General features: G+C 73.3%; 15 protein-coding genes. 11 read left to right on the top strand and 4 right to left on the bottom strand.

All coding sequences use genetic code 11. The annotated features are described in order from the left end of the window. Positions 1-87 precede the first annotated feature (87 nt). From ACYVO7_RS03720 to ACYVO7_RS03710, 3 genes are read left to right on the top strand one after another with little or no spacing between them, the layout of a single operon-like run. Positions 88-1,113 carry an ImuA family protein gene (locus tag ACYVO7_RS03720; RefSeq protein WP_460448479.1) on the top strand — a complete coding sequence of 342 codons (1,026 nt, stop codon included), beginning with the start codon at positions 88-90 and terminating at the stop codon, positions 1,111-1,113. Positions 1,114-1,144: 31 nt separating this feature from the next. Then, a complete protein-coding gene (locus tag ACYVO7_RS03715; protein ID WP_460448478.1) occupies positions 1,145-2,617 on the top strand; it encodes a Y-family DNA polymerase in 1,473 nt (490 codons plus the stop codon). Beyond that, a complete protein-coding gene (locus ACYVO7_RS03710) occupies positions 2,614-5,916 on the top strand; it encodes an error-prone DNA polymerase (RefSeq protein WP_460448477.1) in 3,303 nt (1,100 codons plus the stop codon). Before ACYVO7_RS03715 ends, ACYVO7_RS03710 begins: the two co-directional genes overlap by 4 nt. A 48-nt stretch (positions 5,917-5,964) precedes the next feature. Here ACYVO7_RS03710 and hutC read toward each other — a convergent pair whose 3' ends face one another. Both hutC and ACYVO7_RS03700 read right to left on the bottom strand, forming a co-directional pair. Beyond that, positions 5,965-6,708, bottom strand: coding sequence for a histidine utilization repressor (gene hutC, locus ACYVO7_RS03705; RefSeq protein WP_460448476.1), 744 nt, complete (start codon positions 6,706-6,708; stop codon positions 5,965-5,967). A 24-nt stretch (positions 6,709-6,732) separates the two neighbouring features. After that, positions 6,733-8,094 (bottom strand): formimidoylglutamate deiminase, encoded by a 1,362-nt coding sequence (locus ACYVO7_RS03700; RefSeq protein WP_460448475.1) that lies wholly within the window; start codon positions 8,092-8,094, stop codon positions 6,733-6,735. 63 nt (positions 8,095-8,157) lie between these two features. On the opposite strand from ACYVO7_RS03700, the gene hutI reads away from it, so the two are divergent. From hutI to ACYVO7_RS03660, 8 genes are all read left to right on the top strand, one after another. Further along, positions 8,158-9,411, top strand: a complete 1,254-nt coding sequence (gene hutI, locus ACYVO7_RS03695) for an imidazolonepropionase (RefSeq protein ID WP_460448474.1) — start codon at positions 8,158-8,160, stop codon at positions 9,409-9,411. After that, positions 9,408-10,955, top strand: coding sequence for a histidine ammonia-lyase (gene hutH / locus ACYVO7_RS03690; protein ID WP_460448473.1), 1,548 nt, complete (start codon positions 9,408-9,410; stop codon positions 10,953-10,955). Before hutI ends, hutH begins: the two co-directional genes overlap by 4 nt. Continuing rightward, positions 10,952-11,770 (top strand): N-formylglutamate deformylase, encoded by an 819-nt coding sequence (gene hutG / locus ACYVO7_RS03685; protein ID WP_460448472.1) that lies wholly within the window; start codon positions 10,952-10,954, stop codon positions 11,768-11,770. Before hutH ends, hutG begins: the two co-directional genes overlap by 4 nt. Positions 11,771-11,834: 64 nt before the next feature. Beyond that, on the top strand, positions 11,835-13,517 hold the full coding sequence (gene hutU, locus ACYVO7_RS03680; RefSeq protein ID WP_460448471.1) for a urocanate hydratase: 1,683 nt from the start codon (positions 11,835-11,837) through the stop codon (positions 13,515-13,517). Positions 13,518-13,654: 137 nt separating this feature from the next. After that, positions 13,655-14,047 carry a response regulator gene (locus ACYVO7_RS03675; RefSeq protein WP_460448470.1) on the top strand — a complete coding sequence of 131 codons (393 nt, stop codon included), beginning with the start codon at positions 13,655-13,657 and terminating at the stop codon, positions 14,045-14,047. Between the two features lie 134 nt (positions 14,048-14,181). After that, the gene (locus tag ACYVO7_RS03670; RefSeq protein WP_460448469.1) at positions 14,182-15,162 is read left to right on the top strand and encodes an ABC transporter substrate-binding protein; all 981 of its coding nucleotides are present in this window, start codon (positions 14,182-14,184) and stop codon (positions 15,160-15,162) included. 73 nt (positions 15,163-15,235) lie between these two features. Then, positions 15,236-16,012, top strand: coding sequence for an ABC transporter permease (locus ACYVO7_RS03665; protein WP_460448468.1), 777 nt, complete (start codon positions 15,236-15,238; stop codon positions 16,010-16,012). 47 nt (positions 16,013-16,059) lie between these two features. Beyond that, the gene (locus ACYVO7_RS03660) at positions 16,060-16,800 is read left to right on the top strand and encodes an ABC transporter ATP-binding protein (protein WP_460448555.1); all 741 of its coding nucleotides are present in this window, start codon (positions 16,060-16,062) and stop codon (positions 16,798-16,800) included. Between the two features lie 48 nt (positions 16,801-16,848). Here the strand turns inward: ACYVO7_RS03660 and ACYVO7_RS03655 are convergent, their stop codons facing one another. Together ACYVO7_RS03655 and ACYVO7_RS03650 are read right to left on the bottom strand one after the other, a co-directional pair. After that, a complete protein-coding gene (locus ACYVO7_RS03655) occupies positions 16,849-17,145 on the bottom strand; it encodes a hypothetical protein (protein ID WP_406855802.1) in 297 nt (98 codons plus the stop codon). Between the two features lie 85 nt (positions 17,146-17,230). Then, positions 17,231-18,016: an IclR family transcriptional regulator domain-containing protein gene (locus tag ACYVO7_RS03650; protein WP_460448467.1), complete on the bottom strand. Its 786-nt coding sequence runs from the start codon at positions 18,014-18,016 to the stop codon at positions 17,231-17,233. Positions 18,017-18,065 lie beyond the last annotated feature (49 nt).

The following is an 18,065-nucleotide window of genomic DNA, read 5'->3' as shown; positions in this document are numbered from 1 at the left end:
ACTCTCGTTGACTCCTTCGTCAATCGCTGGAATCCATAGAGAACAAAGACAGAACACATTTCACCGCTGACCAACCCCCGTGGAGCCATGCCCGCATCCGCGTCGCCTTTCGTCGTCTCCGCGCTGCGCGAGCGCATCGCCGCCATCGGGGCGGACGGACAGGCGCGCGCGCTGCGGCCGGCGGCCGCCTTCGCCACCCTCGGCCATGCCGGGGCGGACCGGGCGCTGGGCGGCGGCCTGCGCCGGGGGGCGCTGCACGAGGTGCGCTCGACCGAGCCGGCCGCCCCGCTGCCGGCCTGCGGGTTCGCGCTCGGGATCGCGGCGCGCCTCACCGGCGCGGGGGAGCGCGCCGCGCACTGGCTGTGGGTGCGGCAGGATTTCTCGACCCTGGAGGCCGGCTCGCCCTATGGGCCGGGCCTCGCCGCCTACGGGCTCGATCCCTCGCGCCTGATCCTGGTGACGGCCGCCGACGCCGCCGACGCGCTGCGGGCGGCCGAGGAGGGCCTGCGCTGCCCGGCCGTCGGGGCGGTGCTGGTCGAGCCCTGGGGCGATCCCAGGACGCTGGACCTCACGGCGACGCGGCGCCTCGCTCTGGCGGCGGAGGCGTCGGGGGTCACGGCGGTGCTGCTGCGCCCCGGCGCGCGGGAAGGCCCGGGCGGCGCCGCGACCCGCTGGATGGTGGGACCCGCCCCGAGCCTGCCGACGCCGGCGCGCGGGGTGGGCCGCCCGGCCTTCGCCGTCACCCTGGCGCGCAGCCGCCAATCGGGCGCGGACGCGCTGTCGGCGCCCGCCAGGGCCGCGTCTCCGGCCGGCCGTCCCGACGCATGCGAGGCCGATCCCGACGACGCCCAGGCGGGCCGGGAAGGCGACCGCTGGATCATGGAGTGGAACCCCGATGAACACGCGTTCCGCGACGCTCGGCGAGACGGCCCCGGCCGGGCCGCCCCGGACTGGAGCTCCAGGCCCGGAGCCTTCGCGCAGGCTGGAAGGCTCGCGCCTGCTGGCGCTGCACCTGCCGCGGCTCCCGGTCGACCGGTGGAGGCGGGAGACGCTGCGCCGAAGGAGATCCGAACCTCCCCGGCCGCCCGCCCCGGACGCCGCAAGGCCGGGTGAGGCGCAGGCCGGCGCTGGCGATCCCCCCATCGTGGTGGTCGACAAGGCGCGCAACGCGCTCGTGATCGCGGCGGCGGACGACGCCGCCCTGCGGGCCGGGGTCTGCGTCGGCATGACGCTGGCGACGGCCCGCGCCATCCACCCGGCCCTCCTGGCCGTGGAGGCCGACGCGGCCGCCGACGCCGCCCTGCTGGAGGTCCTGGCGGACTGGGCCGAGCGCTACACCCCCTTCGTGGGGCTGGACGGCCCGGACGGGCTGGCCCTCGACGTCACCGGCTCGGCCCATCTGTTCGGGGGCGAGGCCGCGATGCTGGACGACCTCGTGGCGCGCCTGCGCCGCGGCGGCGTGGAGGCCCGCGGGGCCATCGCCGGGACCCTGTCGGCCGCCCGCGCGCTGGCGCGCTTCGGCGGCGCAGGCGGCCGCGTGGTCCCGGCCGGGGGCGAAGCCCTCGCTGTGGGCCGCCTGCCGGTCGAGGCGATCGCGCCGCCCGAGACGGTCACGGCTTTGGCCCGGCTCGGCCTGAAGCGGATCGAGGATCTGGCCGAGCGGCCGCGCGGCCCCCTGGCGGCCCGGTTCGGGGCCGGCCTGCTGGACCGCCTCGACCGGGTCCGCGGCCTCGCCGGCGAGCCGGTCTCGCCGCGCCGGCCCCTGCCGGCCTGCACGGCGGAGCGCCGCTTCGCCGAGCCGATCGGGCACGAGGAGGACGTGCGCCGCTCCATCCTGGCGATGGCGGGCGAGTTGGCGGGCGTGCTGGAGCGCCGCGGCGAGGGCGCGCGGCGGCTGGAGCTGACCTTCTTTCGCGCCGACGGCGCGGTCCGGCGCATCGCGGTCGCCACCGGGCGGCCGGTGCGCGATCCCGCCGCCCTGGCGCGGCTCTATCGCGAGAAGCTCGACGCCCTGGCCGATCCGGTCGACCCCGGCTTCGGCTTCGACGTGATGCGCCTCGCCGCGCTCGCGACGGAGCGGCAGGACGCCGCCCAGACGGGCCTCGACCGCCAGGCCGAGGAGGGCGAGGCCCTGGCCGAGCTCGCCGACAGGCTGGCGGCCCGCTTCGGGCCCCGGCGCGTGCAGCGCCTCGTCGCGCAGGACACCCACATTCCCGAGCGCGCCGCCTTCGCCGCGCCGGCGCAGCGCGTCGGCGGGGCGGGCGCGGCCAAGACGGCGGAGGCGGCGGCCGAGTGGGCGTTCCACCGCGTCCCCGAGGAGCCGCCGCCGCGGCCCCTGCGCCTGCTCGACCCGCCGGAGCGCATCGAGGCCCTGGCCGAGATCCCGGACGGGCCGCCCATCCGGTTCCGCTGGCGGCGGGCGCTGCATCTGGTGCGCAAGGCCGAGGGGCCCGAGCGCATCGCTCCCGAATGGTGGCGGGCCAGCCCCGACGCGCTCACGCGCGACTATTTCCGCGTCGAGGACGAGGCCGGCCGCCGCTTCTGGCTCTTCCGCGAGGGGCTGTGGGGCTACGAGACCGCCTCCCCGTCCTGGTTCCTGCACGGGCTTTTCGCATGATCCCGCCGGCGCCCCGCCGCGGCGAGGGCCCGCCCTACGCCGAGCTCGCGGTGACGACCAACTTCTCGTTCCTGCGCGGCGCGTCGCATCCGGAGGAGCTGGTCGCGGAGGCGTGGCGCCTGGGCCTGGCCGGCATCGGGGTGGCGGACCGCAACTCCCTGGCCGGGGTCGTGCGCGCGCATGTCGCCCTGAAGGAGACCGGGGCGGCCGAGGCCGGGATGCGGCTCGCCGTGGGGGCGCGGCTGGTCTTCGCCGACGGCGCGCCGGACGTGCTCGCCTATCCGGCCGACCGCGCCGCCTATGGGCGGCTCTCGCGGCTGATCACGCTGGGCAAGCGCCGCGCCCCCAAGGGGGATTGCGCGCTGACGCTGGACGACCTGACGGCCGACGCCGAGGGCCTCAACCTCGTCCTGATGCCGCCGGCGCGGCTCGCCGGCGCCGACGCCGCCCGGATCCCGGCGGCGCTGGGCCGGCTCGGCGAAGCCTCGCCCGGCCGCGTCTGGCTGGGCGCGGCCCTGCCGCACGCCGGCGCCGACCGGCGCCGCCTGGCCCGCCTGGAGGAGATCGCCGCCGCGGCCCGGACGCCCCTGCTGGCCGTCAACGACGTGCTCTATCACCGCGCCGAACGGCGCCCCCTGCAGGACGTGATGACCTGCATCCGGGAGCATTGCACCATCGAGGAGGCCGGCCGGCGGCTGGAGGCGCATGCGGAGCGGCGCCTCAAGTCCCCCGGCGAGATGGCCCGCCTGTTCCGCCCGGCCCCGCAGGCCGTGGCCGAGACGATGCGCTTCCTGGACGCCTGCCGGTTCAGCCTGGACGAGCTGCGCTACGAGTATCCGGACGACCCCATCCCGGCCGGCCGGACCGCCCAGGAGCATCTGGCCGAGCTCGCCCGCCGCGGCGCGGCGCGGCGCTGGCCCGAGGGGGTCCCCGAGCGGATCGCGCAGGCGATCGAGAAGGAGCTGCGGCTCATCGCCCAGCTCGACTACGCCCGCTACTTCCTCACCGTGAACGACATCGTCGCGGAGGCGCGCCGCCGCGGGATCCTGTGCCAGGGCCGCGGCTCGGCGGCCAATTCGGCCGTGTGCTACTGCCTCGGGATCACGGCCGTGGACCCCACCGAGATCGACCTCCTGTTCGAGCGCTTCGTGTCGGCCGAGCGCAGCGAGCCGCCCGACATCGACGTGGACTTCGAGCATGAGCGGCGCGAGGAGGTGATCCAGTGGATCTATGAGCGCTACGGGCGGGAGCGCGCCGGCCTCGCCGCCACGGTGATCAGCTACCGGCCGCGCAGCGCCATCCGGGACGTCGGCAAGGCGCTGGGGCTGACCGAGGACGTCACCGCGGCGCTCGCCAACACGGTCTGGGGGAGCTGGGGCAAGGGCATCGACGAGACCCAGGTGCGCCAGGCCGGGCTCGACCCCGCCAACCCGTCGATCCGCCTGGCGGTGGACGTCGCCCTGCAGCTCCTCGGCTTCCCGCGGCACCTGTCGCAGCATGTCGGCGGCTTCGTGCTGACCCGCGGGCGGCTCGACGAGACGGTCCCGATCGGCAACGCCGCCATGGACGACCGCACCTTCATCGAATGGGACAAGGACGACATCGACGCCCTCGGGATCATGAAGATCGACGTGCTGGCGCTCGGCATGCTGACCTGCCTGCGCAAGGGGCTGGACCTCATCCGCCTGCATGGCGGGCCGGACCTGGAGCTCGCCACCATCCCGCGCGAGGACCCGGCGGTGTACCGCATGCTGCAGCGGGCGGATTCGCTCGGCGTCTTCCAGGTGGAGAGCCGGGCGCAGATGAACATGCTGCCGCGGCTGAAGCCCTCCTGCTTCTACGACCTCGTCATCGAGGTCGCGATCGTGCGGCCGGGGCCCATCCAGGGCGACATGGTCCACCCCTATCTGAAGCGCCGGCAGAACCGTGAGCGCGTGGTCTATCCCCGGCCCTCGCCGGAGCACGGCCCCCCGGACGAGCTCGAGCGCGTGCTGGGCAAGACGCTGGGGGTGCCGCTGTTCCAGGAACAGGCCATGCGGATCGCCATCGAGGCGGCCAAGTTCACGCCCGACGAGGCCAACCACCTGCGCCGCGCCATGGCGACCTTCCGGCGGGTGGGCACCATCCACCTGTTCCAGCAGAAGATGGTGGAGGGCATGACCCGGCGCGGCTACGACCCGGAATTCGCGGCCCGCTGCTTCAAGCAGATCGAGGGCTTCGGCGAATACGGCTTCCCGGAAAGCCACGCCGCCTCCTTCGCGCTGCTGGTCTACGCCTCGTCCTGGATGAAGCGCCACCACCCGGCCGCCTTCGCGTGCGCGCTGCTCAACAGCCAGCCTATGGGCTTCTACGCCCCGGCGCAGATCGTCCGGGACGCGGTGGAGCACGGGGTGGAGGCGCGCCCGCCGGACGTGAACGCCAGCTTCTGGGACAACACGCTGGAGCAGCGGCCGGACGGGGCGCTGGCGCTGCGCCTCGGCTTCAGGCAGATCGACGGGTTTCGGGAGGAGTGGGCCCAGCGCCTCGTGGCGCGCCGCGGCGGGTTCTATCCCACGGCGGAGAGCCTGCAGCGGCGCGGCGGCCTGCCCAAGGCGGCGCTGGTGCGCCTGGCGGAGGCCGACGCGCTGCGCTCGCTCGGGCTCGACCGCCGCGACGGGGCCTGGGCGGTCCGCCGCCTGCCGGACGACGTGGCGCTGCCGCTGTTCGAGGCGGCCGGGGCGGAGGAGCTCGCCCCGGAGCCGATGACCACGCTGCCGCCGATGCCGGCGCCCGAGCACGTGGTCGCCGACTACCAGACCATCCGGATGTCCCTGAAGGGCCACCCGCTGGGCTTCCTGCGCGGGCTCTTCGCCCGCGAGGGCGTGAGCGACTGCCGCACCGTGGCCGGCATGCGAAATGGCTGGCGGGTGAAGGTCGCCGGCGTCGTGCTGGTGCGCCAGCGCCCGGGAAGCGCCCAGGGGGTGGTGTTCATGACCGTCGAGGACGAGACCGGCATCGCCAATTGCGTGGTCTGGCCGAGCCTGATGGAGCGCTACCGCAAGGAGGTCATGGGCGCCCGGCTCGTGCTGGTCGACGGCCGCATCCAGCGCAGCCCCGAGGGCATCGTGCATGTCGTCGCCGAACGCCTCGTGGACCGCTCGGGCGAACTCGGCCGGCTGTCGCACGACGTCATGCCGACGCCGCTGGCCAACGCCGACGAGGTGCGCCGCCCGGTCCCCGAGACGCGGACCTCCGGCGGCCACGCCGTCCGACATCCGCGCAATGTGCGCCTGCTGCCGCCGTCGCGCGACTTCCACTGACGGCCTCGTCCGCCTGGACGGACGGCGGCCGGCAGGCCCGCGGTCCGGTCATCCCCGGGGCGGGCCGAACCGCGCCGTCAGGCGGTGCCGGTCGCCCGGATAGACGAGGGTCACGCAGGTGATGGTCTCGCCGCCCTGCCAGGTGCGGCGGTCCACCACCAGGCCGGCGGCCCCGGGCGCGAGGTCGAGGCGCGACGCCGTCTCGGCGTCCAGATTGGCGGCGCGGATCTGGTGCTCGGCCTCGCTCCAGGGGATCCGGGCGAGGAGCCAGCTGCCGGGCGGCAGCGTGTCGAAGGGCTCGGCCTCGGCCTCGGGCACGCGGGCGAGGTTGATCAGCCGGTCCTCCACGGCGAAGGGCTTGCCGGCGGCGAAATGGCGGACCGCCATGGCCAGGACGGGCGCGCCCGGCTTCACCCCGAGGCGCTCGGCGTCGCCCGGCCCGGCCCTGCGGCGATGGCGCGACAGGATCTCGAAGCGGTGCTCGCGCCCGCTGGCCGCGATCTCCTTGGGGATGTCGTGGATCTCCAGCACGGTCTGCTCGGAGGCCGGCGAGGCGACGAAGCTGCCGGACCGCCGCTTGCGCAGGATCAGGCCCGCCTCGGCCAGCGCCGACAGCGCCTTGTTGACCGTCATGCGCGAGCAGCCGAACTGCTCCATGAGGGCGTGCTCGGACGGCACCCGGCGCCCGGGCCGCCATGCGCCCGACATGATGGCCTCCTCGAGGGCGCGGCGGATCTCCGCGTAGCGGGGCAGATGGAGGTCCGCGGCCGAGCGCTTCAGGTGCTCAGGCATGCGCGCCCTCCCGCTGGCGCGCCCTCATGCGCCGATCCGCCTGAGGACGTCGACATAGCGGGCCGCGATCGCCTCGCGGGCGCGATGCCGGCCGGCCTCGACCTGGAGCGCGCCCGAGACATAGACGCGGTCGACGGCGCCGCGGCCTGCCGTGAACACATAGGCGTCGAGCCAGCGGTCGCCCGAGACGGCCGCGAGGTCGGGATGGCCGGCGTCCAGCACGACGACGTCGGCGCGGCGGCCGGGCTCCAGCGCGCCGATCGGCCGCGCCAGGGCCTGCGCGCCGCCGGCGAGCGCGGCGTCGTAGAGGCGCCGGCCGGTGTGCTCGCCCTGGCGCAGCGTCATGACGTTGCGCCCGAGGCTCGCGAGGCGCTGCGTGTATTCGAGCTGCTTCAGCTCGCCGGGCGCCGTGATCTCGATGTTGCTGTCCGTGCCGATCCCGAACGCGCCGCCCGCGCCGAGGAAGCGCGCGCCGTCGAAGACGCCGTCGCCCAGGCTGCCCTCGGTGAGCGGGCAGAGGCCGGAGACGGCCCCCGAGCGCGCCAGAGCGAGCGTCTCCTCCGGCGTCATGTGGGTCGTGTGGATGAGGCACCAGCGGGGGCCGAGGCCGGCGTTCTCCAGCAGCCATTCGACGGGGCGGCGGCCGGACCAGGCGACGCAATCCTCCACCTCCTTCACCTGCTCGGCCGCGTGCATGTGCACCGGACCGTCCGGGCAGGCCTGGAGGGCGGCCCGGAGCTGGTCGGGCGTGACGGCCCGCAGCGAATGGGGCGCGATCCCGACCGCGGCGGCGGGCAGGCCGGCGACGGCCCGGCGGGCGCCCTCAAGGAGCCGCAGGAAGCGCTCCGGATCGTTCAGGAATCGCCTCTGCCCCTCGACGGGCGGCTGTCCGCCGAGACCGCCCTGGGCGTAGAGGCTGGGCAGGAGCGTGAGGCCGAGGCCGGTGCGGTCCGCGGCGGCGGCGATCCGCCCGCACATCTCGGCCAGGTCCGCATAGGGGCGGCCCTCCGGATCGTGGTGCAGGTAGTGGAACTCGCCCACGGTCGTGAAGCCGCCTTCCAGCATCTCCATATAGGCGAAGGACGCGATGGCCTCGACGTCGTCCGGCGTGAGCGCGCCGAGAAAGCGGTACATCACCTGGCGCCAGGTCCAGAAGCTGTCGCCAGCCGGGCCGCGGGTCTCGGCGAGCCCCGCCATGGCGCGCTGGAAGGCGTGGCTGTGCAGGTTCGGCATGCCGGGAAGCGCGACGCCGCGGACGCGCTCGTCCCCGGCCTGCGCCGACGCGCCGGTCGCCAGGTCGGCGATGACGCCGTCCCGCACCGTCACGGCGACGTCGCGGGCCCAGCCGGCGGGCAGGAGCGCGTGGTCGAAAATCAGCCTTCCCATGCGCGATCCGTTCTGTTTATGTATAGACAATTAAATCGCCAAACCCGGACGGGCGCAACCCCCATGGCGCATCCTGACACGCATTTCGACACGGTGTGGACCGGCGCGAGATTGGCCACGATGGCGCCCGGCGCGCCGGGCCTGGGCGCCGTCGACCGCGGGGCCGTGGCGGCCCGGAACGGGCGGATCGCCTATGCGGGCCCCGAGGACGGCCTGCCGGCCGGGTGGAGCGCGGCCGAGCGGGTGGCCTGCGACGGCCGCTGGATCACGCCCGGCCTCATCGACGCCCACACGCATCTGGTCTATGGCGGCGACCGCGCCCATGAATTCGAACTGCGCCTCGCCGGGGCGACCTACGAGGAGGTCGCCCGCGCCGGCGGCGGCATCGTCTCGACCGTGAAGGCGACCCGGGCCGCCAGCGAGGACGCCTTGGTCGAGGCGGCCCTGCCCCGGCTCGACGCCCTGCTGGCCGAGGGCGTCACCACCGTGGAGGTCAAGTCGGGCTACGGCCTCGACCTCGCGACGGAGCTGAAGCAGCTGCGCGCCGCGCGCCGCCTGGGCTCTGAGCGGCCCGTCTCGGTGACGACGACCTTCCTGGGCGCGCACGCCTTGCCGCCCGAGGCGCAGTGCGACAAGGACGCCTTCATCGACCTCGTCGCGCGCGACATGATCCCGGCCGTGGCCCGGTCGGGCCTCGCCGACGCGGTGGACGCCTTTTGCGAGGGCATCGCGTTCTCGACCGCGCAGACCGCGTGCGTCTTCGAGGCGGCGCGCGCCGCCGGCCTGCCGGTGAAGCTGCACGCCGACCAGCTCTCCAACCTGCACGGCGCCCGGCTGGCGGCCGAGCACGGCGCGCTCTCGGCCGACCACCTGGAGCACACGGACGAGGACGGCGCCGCCGCGATGGCGCGCGCCGGGACCGTGGCGATGCTGCTGCCCGGCGCCTTCTACTTCATCCGCGAGACCCGGCTTCCGCCCGTCGAGCTCTTCCGCCGCCACGGCGTCGCGATGGCGCTGGCCACCGACTGCAATCCCGGCACGTCGCCGCTCACCTCCCTGCTGCTGACGATGAACATGGGGGCCACCTTGTTCCGGATGACCGTGGACGAGTGCCTGGCGGGGGTGACCCGCGAGGCCGCGCGGGCGCTGGGCCGCCTCGACGAGGTCGGATCGCTGGAGGCGGGCAAGTCCTGCGACCTCGCGATCTGGGACGTCGAGCGGCCGGCCGAACTCGTCTACCGCATGGGCTTCAACCCGCTGCACCGCAGGGTCTGGCGGGGCCGCACGGACCGCGCCCAGGACGGGAGGACCGCATGAGCGAACCTGTCGCTCTCCGCCCCGGGGACGTCCCGCTCGCCGTCTGGCGGCGCGTCTACACGGGATCGAGCATCGCGCTCGCGGAGGATTCGCGCCTCCAGGTCGAGGCCGGCGCGGCCGTGGTGGCCGCCGTCGTCGCCAAGGGCGAGCCCGTCTACGGCGTCAACACCGGCTTCGGCAAGCTCGCCTCCGTGCGCATCGCCGATGCGGACCTGGCGCAGCTCCAGCGCAACATCGTCCTGTCGCATGCGGCGGGCGTCGGCGAGCCGCTTGCGCGCCCCGTCGTGCGCCTCCTGATCGCCCTGAAGGCGGCGAGCCTCGCGCAAGGCGCGTCCGGCGTGCGGCCGGCTACGCTGGACGCCCTCCTGGCGCTGCTCGACGCCGAAATTCTGCCGGTGATCCCGGCGCAGGGCTCCGTCGGGGCCTCGGGCGACCTCGCTCCCCTGGCCCACATGACGCTGGGGCTGATCGGCGAGGGCGAGGTCGTCGCTCAGGGCGAGCGCATGCCGGCCGCCCGGGCGCTGGCGGCCGCCGGCCTGCGGCCGGTGGAGCTCGGCCCCAAGGAGGGGCTGGCGCTGCTCAACGGCACGCAGGTCTCGACCGCGCTGGCGCTGGCCGGGCTGTTCGAGGCGGAGACCGCCTTCCGGGCGGCGCTCGTCGCCGGCGCCCTGTCGACGGACGCCGCCAAGGGGTCCGACGGCCCGTTCGATCCGCGGATCCACGCCCTGCGGCGCCATCGCGGGCAGATCGAGGCCGCGGCCGCCCTGCGCGCCCTGATGGCGGGTTCGCAGATCCGGGCGTCGCATCTCGTCGGCGACGACCGCGTGCAGGATCCCTATTGCCTGCGCTGCCAGCCGCAGGTGATGGGCGCCTGCCTCGACCTCCTGCGCCAGGCCGCCGCGACGCTCGAGATCGAGGCGAACGGGGTCTCCGACAACCCGCTCGTCTTCGCCGACACCGGCGAGATCGTCTCGGGCGGCAATTTCCACGCCGAGCCGGTGGCCTTCGCGGCGGACCAGATCGCGCTGGCGATCTGCGAGATCGGCTCGCTGGCGGAGCGCCGGGTCGCCATGCTGGTCGACCCGGGCCTGTCGCGCCTGCCGGCGTTCCTCACCGCCCATCCGGGGCTGAATTCGGGCTTCATGATCCCGCAGGTCACGGCCGCCGCGCTGGTTTCGGAGAACAAGCAGCGGGCCTATCCGGCCAGCGTCGACTCCATCCCCACCTCCGCCAACCAGGAGGACCACGTCTCCATGGCGGCGCATGGCGCGCGGCGGCTGGCGCCGATGGCCGAGAACGCCGTCCAGGTGGTGGCGATCGAGCTTCTCGCGGCCGCGCAGGGCTGCGGCTTCCACGCCCCGCTCCGGACCAGTCCCGCGCTGGAGCGGGCGGTCGCGGCGCTGCGGGCCCACGTTCCGGCGCTCGGCGAAGACCGCTATTTCGCTCCCGACATCGCCGCCGCCGCCGATCTCGTGCGCGGCGGCGCGCTGGCCGAGGCGGTCGGGCCCGCGTTGCTGCCGAGCCTGGAAGGAGACGCCGCGTGAACGACTGGCTGACCGTCGAGCGGGGCGACGCTCCGCTGGTCCTGAGTTTCCCGCACACCGGCGTGGAGATCCCGGCGCCCTTCGACCGGGCGCTCGTCTCGCCATGGCTCGCCCGCAAGGACGCGGACTGGCATGTCGACCGGCTCTACGGCTTCGCGCGCGAGCTCGGGGCGACGACGGTCCACACCGCGATCTCCCGCACGGTGATCGACGTCAACCGCGACCCCTCGGGCGCGTCGCTCTATCCCGGACAGGCCACCACGGACCTGTGCCCGACGACGAGCTTCGACGGCGAGCCCCTCTACGAGCCTGGCGCGGAGCCGGACGACGCATCCGTGGCGCAGCGCCGCACGCTCTATTTCGAGCCCTACCACGCCGCCCTCGGGGCGGAGCTGAAGCGGCTGCGGGAGCGTCATCCCAAGGTCGTGCTCTATGACTGCCACTCGATCCGCTCGGTCATCCCGCGGCTGTTCGACGGCGAGCTGCCAAATTTCAACATCGGGACGAATGCGGGCGCGAGCTGCGACCCGGCGCTGACCGCGGCCGTCGAGGGCGCCTGCGACGGGCCGGGCTTCACGCAGGTCACGAATGGGCGGTTCAAGGGCGGCTGGATCACGCGCTTCTTTGGCGCGCCCGATGCGGGCGTCCACGCGATCCAGATGGAGCTCGCCTGCCGGGGCTACATGCGCGAGACGCCGGGCCCCGTGCGCGAGGGCGAGTGGCCGACCGCGTTCGACCCCGTCCATGCGGCGCCGATCACGGCCCGGCTGCGCGCCGCCCTGCAGGCCTGCCTGGCCTTCGCGCGTTCGCCCTAACCGGCCCGCATCCCCGCCGCCCTTTCATGCGGACCGGAGGTCCGCAGTCCACGAGGAGCCGCCCATGTCCCGCCTCGACAACGCCCGCCTCGACAACGCCCGCCGGATCCGCGCCCCCCGGGGATCCGAGATCTCCGCCAGGAGCTGGCTGACGGAAGCGCCGCTGCGCATGCTGATGAACAATCTCGACGCGGACGTCGCCGAGCGGCCCGGCGAACTCGTCGTCTATGGCGGCATCGGCCGGGCGGCGCGCGACTGGGAGAGCTTCGACCGCATCGCGGCGGCGCTGCGCGACCTGGAGGCGGACCAGACCCTGCTGGTGCAGTCGGGCAAGCCCGTGGGCGTGTTCAGGACGCATCCGGACGCGCCGCGGGTGCTGATCGCCAACTCCAACCTCGTGCCGCACTGGGCCACCTGGGACCATTTCAACGAGCTCGATCGCAAGGGGCTCATGATGTACGGCCAGATGACGGCCGGCTCCTGGATCTATATCGGCACGCAGGGGATCGTGCAGGGCACCTACGAGACCTTCGTGGAGGTGGGCCGCCGGCACTGTGGCGGGTCGCTGGCCGGCAAGTGGATCCTCACCGCCGGGCTCGGCGGCATGGGCGGCGCGCAGCCGCTGGCCGCCACCATGGCGGGGGCCTCCTGCCTGGCGGTCGAGTGCCAGGCGTCGCGCATCGAGATGCGGCTGAAGACCCGCTATCTCGACCGGCAGGCCAAGGACCTCGACGAGGCGCTCGCCATCATCGAGCAGTCCTGCCGGGACCGTAAGCCCGTCTCGGTCGGCGTGCTCGGCAACGCGGCCGACATTTTCCCCGAGCTGGTGCGGCGCGGGGTGCGGCCGGACGTCGTCACCGACCAGACCTCCGCGCACGACCCTGTGAACGGCTACCTGCCCAAGGGCTGGACCGTCTCCGAATGGGAGAGCCGCCGCGAGACGGACCCGAAGGGCGTCGCCGGCGCGGCCCGGCGCTCCATGGCCGAGCATGTCCGGGCCATGCTGGAGTTTCACCGCAGGGGCGTTCCGACGCTCGACTACGGCAACAACATCCGCCAGATGGCGCGCGAGGAGGGAGTCGAGAACGCCTTCGACTTCCCGGGCTTCGTGCCGGCCTATATCCGGCCGCTGTTCTGCCGGGGGGTGGGGCCGTTCCGCTGGGCGGCGCTGTCGGGCGATCCCGAGGACATCTACCGCACCGACGCCAAGGTGAAGGAGCTGCTGCCCGACAACGCCCACCTGCACAACTGGCTCGACATGGCCCGCGAGCGCATCAGCTTCCAGGGTCTGCCGGCGCGAATCTGCTGGGTCGGGCTGGGCGACCGCCATCGGCTCGGCCTCGCCTTCAACGAGATGGTCGCCTCGGGCGAGCTGAAGGCGCCGGTCGTGATCGGCCGCGACCACCTGGATTCGGGCTCCGTGGCGTCCCCGAACCGGGAGACCGAGGCCATGCGGGACGGCTCGGACGCGGTGTCCGACTGGCCGCTGCTCAACGCCCTGCTGAACTGCGCCTCCGGGGCGACCTGGGTGTCGCTGCATCACGGCGGCGGCGTCGGCATGGGGTTCTCGCAGCATTCCGGCATGGTGATCGTGGCCGACGGGACGCCGGAGGCCGCCCGGCGGCTGGAGCGGGTGCTGTGGAACGACCCCGCCACCGGGGTGATGCGCCACGCCGACGCCGGCTACGAGGACGCGCTCGCCTGCGCGCGGGAGCACCAGCTCAACCTGCCCGGGATCCTGGGCTGATCGCCCGGCCGGCCGGAAGATTGAATTTTCGGCGAAGTGGAGGAATCCAGAGCAAGCGGTAAGAACTCGGCTACACAACCTCCGGTAGAACGCTGGGGAGAGACGCCCAGGCCCCCGGCGCCCCCGCAGAGGTATCGATGCCGTTCGACCGCACCCAGCCCGTTCTCGTGATCGACGACAGCCCCGTGATGACCCGGATCGTCAAGGAGCTGCTGCACCAGATCGGCGTCATGGACGTGGACGTGGCGCTGTCGCCCCAGCTGGGCCTGGACCGCCTGGCGCAGCGCCGCTACGGCCTGGTGATCTGCGACTGGTTCATGCCGCCCTACACCGGCGGCGACCTGCAGCGCGCGATGCAGACCCGCGCCGATCTGGCCACCATCCCGGTGCTGCTGATCACCACCCAGGCGGACCGGCCGGAGCGCGGGCCGCGCAACGGTCCCGCCCTCGAGGACATGGCCGTCAAGCCCTTCAACGCCGCCACGCTGGCGGCGAAGATCGACGCCCTGGTGAGCCAGCGGGCCGCCTGAGCTCGAGGCCGCGCCGGCCCTGCTGCAGCGCAGCAATGGCGGGCATCATTGTATAGACAAATACGCGGCGTCGCGCTTGAATGCCCTCGGATCCCCGACGCCGCAAAGGCGCGGGGACGCGGAGGGAGACAGGCATGGACGCAAGCTTCATCGAAGGGCGCCGCATCAAGGCGGGCTGGCTGGCGGGCGCGGCGCTGGCGGCGGCGATCGGGGCGGCCGCTCCGGCGAGCGCGCAGGAGACCAAGGTCGCCATCGGCATTTCGGGCTGGACCGGGTTCGCGCCGCTGACCCTCGCCAAGGAGGCCGGCATCTTCAAGAAGAACGGCCTCGACGTCACCATCAAGAAGATCCCGCAGGCCAGCCGCCACCTCGCCGTCGCCTCGGGCGACATCCAGTGCGCCGCCACGACGGTCGAGACCTATGTGGTGTGGAACGCGGCCGGCGTCCCGATCAAGCAGATCTTCCAGCTCGACAAGTCCTACGGGGCGGACGGCATGGTGGTGCGCGCCGGCACGGCCTCGATCAAGGATCTCAAGGGCAAGTCCATCGCGTCCTCGGGCCCGGGAACCTCGCCCTATTTCGTCATGGCCTGGATGCTGAAGAAGAACGGCCTCAGCCCCAAGGACGTGACCGTCGTCAACATGGAGCCCGGCCCCGCCGCGCAGGCCTTCATCGCCGGCCAGAACGACGCCGCCATGACGTATGAGCCCTATCTGTCGAGCGTCCGCGCCAAGCCGGAGGCCGGCAAGATCATCGCGACGACGCTCGACTATCCGGTCGTGATGGACACCTTCGGCTGCTCGCCCAAGTTCATCGCCGAGAACGAGAAGGCCGTGAAGGCGCTGGCCGACAGCTACTTCGAGGCGCTCGACATGATCGCCAAGGATCCCAAGAAGTCCAACGAGATCATGGGCGCGGACGTCAAGCAGAGCGGGGACGACTTCGCCGCCTCCTCCAAATACCTCCGCTGGCAGGACAAGGCCGCCAACAAGGCGTTCTTCGAAGGCGACTTCAAGACCTTCACCAAGGAGGCGGCCGACCTGCTGCTGGAAGCCGGCGTGATCAAGCAGATCCCGGACCTGAACGCGCTGGCGGACACGCGCTTCATCCAGTGACGCCCGTTCGGGCCCGGGGAGCAGCCGACCCGGGCCCGACGGCCCCGCCCGCCAGCCGACGGACCCGTGCCGCATGCCGCGCCCCCTCACGCCCATCTCCAACCCGCTGAGGGTGACGCTGGGCGTCTCGTTCTTCGTGCTCTTCGTCGCCGCCTGGGCCTTCGCCACGCTGGGCGGCTACGTGTCCCGCATCTTCCTGGCCGACCCGCTCACCATGCTGCGCAACGGCTGGGAGCTCCTCACCCAGTTCGGCTTTCTGCGCGACATCGGCATGACGGTCTGGCGCGTCGTCGGCGGGTTCGTGCTCGCCGCGCTGGTGGCCGTGCCGCTCGGCGTGCTGATGGGCGCCTACAAGCCCGTCGAGGCCTTCTTCGAGCCCTTCGTCTCCTTCGCCCGCTATCTGCCGGCGTCCGCCTTCATTCCGCTGCTGATCCTGTGGGCCGGGCTGGGCGAGACCCAGAAGCTCCTCGTCATCTTCATCGGGGCGGTGTTCCAGATCGTCCTCATGGTGGCGGTGGCGGTCGGCGGCACCCGGCGCGACCTGGTCGAGGCCGCCTACACCCTGGGGGCGGGCGACCGGGGCGTGGTCCGGCGCGTGCTCATCCCGGCGAATGCGCCGGAGATCGCCGAGATCCTGCGCCTCGTGCTCGGCTGGGCCTGGACCTATGTGATCGTGGCCGAACTCATCGGCTCGTCGGAGGGCATCGGCCACATGATCATCGAGAGCCAGTCGCTGATGGCGACCGGGCAGATCATCTTCGGCATCATCGTGATCGGGCTCATCGGCCTCGTGTCGGACTTCCTGTTCAAGGCGGCGAACCGCTTCCTGTTTCCGTGGCGGCTGGCGTGAGAAGCGGCTCGCTCACCATCGAGAACGTGTCGCGGGTGTTTCCCGGCATGCATGGCGGCGCGCCCACCCGGGCGCTCGAGCCGACGAGCCTGTCGGTCGCCCCGAACGACTTCATCACCATCCTGGGCCCGTCGGGCTGCGGAAAATCCACGCTGCTGCGGATCGTGGCGGGGCTCGATGCGCCCACGACCGGGAGGGTGCTGCTGGACGGTCGCGCCGTGACCGGCCCGGGCGCCGACCGCGGCATGGTGTTCCAGAGCTACACGCTGTTTCCATGGCTCAGCGTCGCCGAGAACATCGCCTTCGGGCTGAAGGAGCGCGGCGTGTCGGAGGCGGAGCGGCGCGCCGTCGTCGAGAGCTATATCGACAAGGTGGGCCTGCGGGGATTCGAGCGGCACTGGCCGAAGCAGCTGTCCGGCGGCATGCAGCAACGCACCGCCATCGCGCGCGCGCTCGCCAACGACCCGGAGATCCTGCTGCTGGACGAGCCGTTCGGGGCGCTGGACAACCAGACCCGCGCGCTGATGCAGGAATTGCTGCTCGGCATCTGGGAGCGGGAGCGCAAGACGGTGTTGTTCGTCACGCACGACATCGAGGAGGCGATCTTCATCGCCTCCCGCGTGCTGGTGATGAGCGCGCGCCCGGGCCGGGTGAAGGCCGACATCCGCGTCGACCTGCCCTATCCGCGCCACTACACGGTGAAGACCAGTCCGGAATTCTCCGCCCTCAAGGCGCGCCTCACTGAGGAGATCCGCGCCGAGGCCGTGCTGGCCGCGACCGAGCGCTAGTCCCGCCCGGCCGAAGCCGGGCGGAGGCCTTCGGCGACGGCAAGTCGGTCAGCCGCAGGTGCGGACCCGGCGAACCCCGTACGGGCCACGGGTCACGCGGGTGACGCAGCGCCGATACGGGGCCGGTCCGACGAAGCGGGGACCGGGCCGGCCGGGGCCGCGCCACACGCAATTGCGGCCGTAGGCGCCGCACACCCAGCGGACGTCGCTCAGCATGCCGCCCGGCGCGGACTGCGCCACGGCGTTCGGCGCGGCCGGCGCGGCGTTCGCCGAGGGCGCGCCCATGCCGAATCCGGCGAGCGTCAGGGCGGCGGCGGCGGCGAGTGCGGAGAGGGTTGGCTTCATGTCGGGGCTCCAGCGAGGGGGACCTGCCGAAATCGCCCAGAGCCGCCATCGTTCCCGCGCGGGCGAAGCCGAACCCTGCGGTCTTTCACCCCACCAGCGACGACCGCACGCTCGCCGCCTGCTCCAGCAGCACGGGCCGGACGCTGTGCAGCAACTCGTCGCAGGAGACCCGGCCGGCCTGGGCGCTGACGTTCATCGCCGCCATCACCTGGCCGCCGGAGCTGACGATGGGGACGGCGACCGAGCGCAGGCCGACCTCCAGCTCCTCGTCGACCAGGCTGTAGCCCTGGCGCCGGACGTCGTCCAGGATGCGCATCAGGGCGTCCAGATCCGTCACCGTGCGGGGCGACATGGCCTTGCGGTCCGACGAGGCCAGGATCTCCCGCGCGCGGGCCGGCTTCTCGGCGGCGAGCAGGACGCGGCCCATCGACGTGCAATAGGCCGGGAGCCGGCTGCCCACCGCCAGGCCGACCGACATGATGCGCTTGGTGGCGGCCCGGGCCACATAGACGATCTCCGGCCCGTCCAGCGTCGAGGCCGAGCAGCTCTCCCGGGTGCGCTCGCTCACCGTCTCGAGCGCGGGCTGCAGCACGCGCGCCATCGGGGTCGAGGCCAGATAGGCGTAGCCGAGCGACAGGATGCGCGGCGTCAGCCGGAACTGCTTGCCGTCGCTCGCCACATAGCCCAGCGCCTGCAGGGTCAGGAGGGAGCGCCGCACGGTCGCGCGGGGGAGGGCGGTGGCCTTGGCCACCTCGGCCAGGGTCATGGATTCACGGCCGGCGTCGAAGGCCCGGATCACCGAGATGCCGCGCGCCAGGGCTCCCACATAAGAGGGATCGTCCTCGGCGATGCCCGCAGCCGGCGCGTCCATGGCCACCCTCCCGTGGGCGGCCGACGCCGGCCCGCCCGCCTTGACGCCC

The organism is Alsobacter sp. SYSU BS001988 (assembly GCF_054796215.1).
Note: the sequence above shows the minus strand (reverse complement) of the source record. Positions and strands in the feature narration are given on the sequence as shown.

Coding starts and splice junctions, on each gene's coding strand:
- hutH (WP_460448473.1), top strand. CDS start 9,408: ATGAGCGAACCTGTCGCTCTCCGCCCCGGGGACGTCCCGCTCGCCGTC.
- ACYVO7_RS03675 (WP_460448470.1), top strand. CDS start 13,655: ATGCCGTTCGACCGCACCCAGCCCGTTCTCGTGATCGACGACAGCCCC.
- ACYVO7_RS03650 (WP_460448467.1), bottom strand. CDS start 18,016: ATGGACGCGCCGGCTGCGGGCATCGCCGAGGACGATCCCTCTTATGTG.
- hutU (WP_460448471.1), top strand. CDS start 11,835: ATGTCCCGCCTCGACAACGCCCGCCTCGACAACGCCCGCCGGATCCGC.
- ACYVO7_RS03655 (WP_406855802.1), bottom strand. CDS start 17,145: ATGAAGCCAACCCTCTCCGCACTCGCCGCCGCCGCCGCCCTGACGCTC.
- hutC (WP_460448476.1), bottom strand. CDS start 6,708: ATGCCTGAGCACCTGAAGCGCTCGGCCGCGGACCTCCATCTGCCCCGC.
- ACYVO7_RS03710 (WP_460448477.1), top strand. CDS start 2,614: ATGATCCCGCCGGCGCCCCGCCGCGGCGAGGGCCCGCCCTACGCCGAG.
- hutI (WP_460448474.1), top strand. CDS start 8,158: ATGGCGCATCCTGACACGCATTTCGACACGGTGTGGACCGGCGCGAGA.
- ACYVO7_RS03665 (WP_460448468.1), top strand. CDS start 15,236: ATGCCGCGCCCCCTCACGCCCATCTCCAACCCGCTGAGGGTGACGCTG.
- ACYVO7_RS03660 (WP_460448555.1), top strand. CDS start 16,060: ATGCATGGCGGCGCGCCCACCCGGGCGCTCGAGCCGACGAGCCTGTCG.
- ACYVO7_RS03700 (WP_460448475.1), bottom strand. CDS start 8,094: ATGGGAAGGCTGATTTTCGACCACGCGCTCCTGCCCGCCGGCTGGGCC.
- ACYVO7_RS03670 (WP_460448469.1), top strand. CDS start 14,182: ATGGACGCAAGCTTCATCGAAGGGCGCCGCATCAAGGCGGGCTGGCTG.
- ACYVO7_RS03720 (WP_460448479.1), top strand. CDS start 88: ATGCCCGCATCCGCGTCGCCTTTCGTCGTCTCCGCGCTGCGCGAGCGC.